2 rRNA genes are annotated in these 2,250 nt (G+C 56.8%); both read left to right on the forward strand.

Going from position 1 to position 2,250, the window contains the following annotated elements:
- Positions 1 to 2,063: ribosomal RNA gene (locus ACWEO7_RS39260) — 23S ribosomal RNA — on the forward strand; the annotation flags it as partial.
- A gap of 129 nt (positions 2,064 to 2,192) precedes the next feature.
- Positions 2,193 to 2,250 (forward strand): 5S ribosomal RNA (rrf, locus tag ACWEO7_RS39265); the annotation flags it as partial.

The raw sequence follows: 2,250 nt of genomic DNA on the forward strand, positions 1-2,250 counted from the left end.
GATAAGCTTCGTAGTCGAGAGGGAAACAGCCCAGATCGCCGGCTAAGGCCCCTAAGCGTGTACTAAGTGGAAAAGGATGTGGGGTCGCGAAGACAACCAGGAGGTTGGCTTAGAAGCAGCCACCCTTGAAAGAGTGCGTAATAGCTCACTGGTCAAGTGATCCTGCGCCGACAATGTAGCGGGGCTCAAGTACACCGCCGAAGCCGCGGCACTCCAACATGCGCCTGCTTTCGAGCCAGGTGTTGGGGTGGGTAGGGGAGCGTCGTGCAGCCGTGGAAGCAGCGGGGTGACCTAGTTGTGGAGGCTGTGCGAGTGAGAATGCAGGCATGAGTAGCGAAAGACGAGTGAGAAACTCGTCCGCCGAATGACCAAGGGTTCCTGGGCCAGGTTAATCCGCCCAGGGTGAGTCGGGACCTAAGGCGAGGCCGACAGGCGTAGTCGATGGACAACGGGTTGATATTCCCGTACCCGTGTATCCGCGCCCAATGGCGAATCATCTGTGCTAATCGTCCTGAACCGGATGGACTTCCTTCGGGAAGCTGGAAGGGGATGCACGAGACCCTGGGTGTAGTAGTCAAGCGATGGGGTGACGCAGGAAGGTAGCTGGGCCAGGTGGTGGATTACCTGGTGTAAGCCTGTAGGGCGTTGTGTAGGTAAATCCGCACAGCATGTGCCTGAGAGGTGATGCGTAGCCGATTGAGGCGAATTCAGTGATCCTATGCTGCCGAGAAAAGCCTCTAGTGAGTTGGTACACGGCCCGTACCCCAAACCGACACAGGTGGTCAGGTAGAGAATACCGAGGCGATCGAGAGAACTGTGGTTAAGGAACTCGGCAAAATGCCCCCGTAACTTCGGGAGAAGGGGGACCACGTCTGGTGACCGGCTTTACGTCGTGAGCTGGGTGTGGTCGCAGAGACCAGAGAGAAGCGACTGTTTACTAAAAACACAGGTCCGTGCGAAGTCGTAAGACGATGTATACGGACTGACGCCTGCCCGGTGCCGGAAGGTTAAGAGGACCGGTTAGCGCTTTCGGGCGCGAAGCTGAGAATTTAAGCCCCGGTAAACGGCGGTGGTAACTATAACCATCCTAAGGTAGCGAAATTCCTTGTCGGGTAAGTTCCGACCTGCACGAATGGCGTAACGACTTCTCTGCTGTCTCAACCACAGACTCGGCGAAATTGCATTACGAGTAAAGATGCTCGTTACGCGCGGCAGGACGAAAAGACCCCGGGACCTTCACTATAGCTTGGTATTGGTGTTCGGTACGGTTTGTGTAGGATAGGTGGGAGACTGTGAAGCGGGCACGCCAGTGTTCGTGGAGTCGTCGTTGAAATACCACTCTGGTCGTATTGGACTTCTAACCTCGGACCCTGATCGGGTTCAGGGACAGTGCCTGGTGGGTAGTTTAACTGGGGCGGTTGCCTCCTAAAATGTAACGGAGGCGCCCAAAGGTTCCCTCAGCCTGGTTGGCAATCAGGTGTCGAGTGCAAGTGCACAAGGGAGCTTGACTGTGAGACTGACAGGTCGAGCAGGGACGAAAGTCGGGACTAGTGATCCGGCACCGGCATGTGGAAGCGGTGTCGCTCAACGGATAAAAGGTACCCCGGGGATAACAGGCTGATCTTCCCCAAGAGTCCATATCGACGGGATGGTTTGGCACCTCGATGTCGGCTCGTCGCATCCTGGGGCTGGAGTAGGTCCCAAGGGTTGGGCTGTTCGCCCATTAAAGCGGCACGCGAGCTGGGTTTAGAACGTCGTGAGACAGTTCGGTCTCTATCCGCCGCGCGCGTCAGAAACTTGAGGAAGGCTGTCCCTAGTACGAGAGGACCGGGACGGACGAACCTCTGGTGTGCCAGTTGTCCTGCCAAGGGCACTGCTGGTTGGCTACGTTCGGAAGGGATAACCGCTGAAAGCATCTAAGCGGGAAGCCTGTTCCAAGATGAGGTTTCTCACCACCTTCGAGTGGTTAAGGCCCCCCACAGACCATGGGGTTGATAGGCCGGAACTGGAAGCACGGTAACGTGTGGAGGTGACCGGTACTAATCGGCCGAGGACTTACCAACAAAGGTTGCTACGCGTCCACTGTGCGGTATCTGAAACAACACACAGATACCCCCGGAAACACACATCACGACCCCCTGTAAGGGGGGCCGGGGGTGTGGTTGAGGGGGGTGTGGATAGTTTCATAGAGTTACGGCGGCCATAGCGGTGGGGAAACGCCCGGTCCCATTCCGAACCCGGAAGCTAAGC

The sequence above is a fragment of the Nocardia sp. NPDC004260 genome (assembly GCF_053603155.1).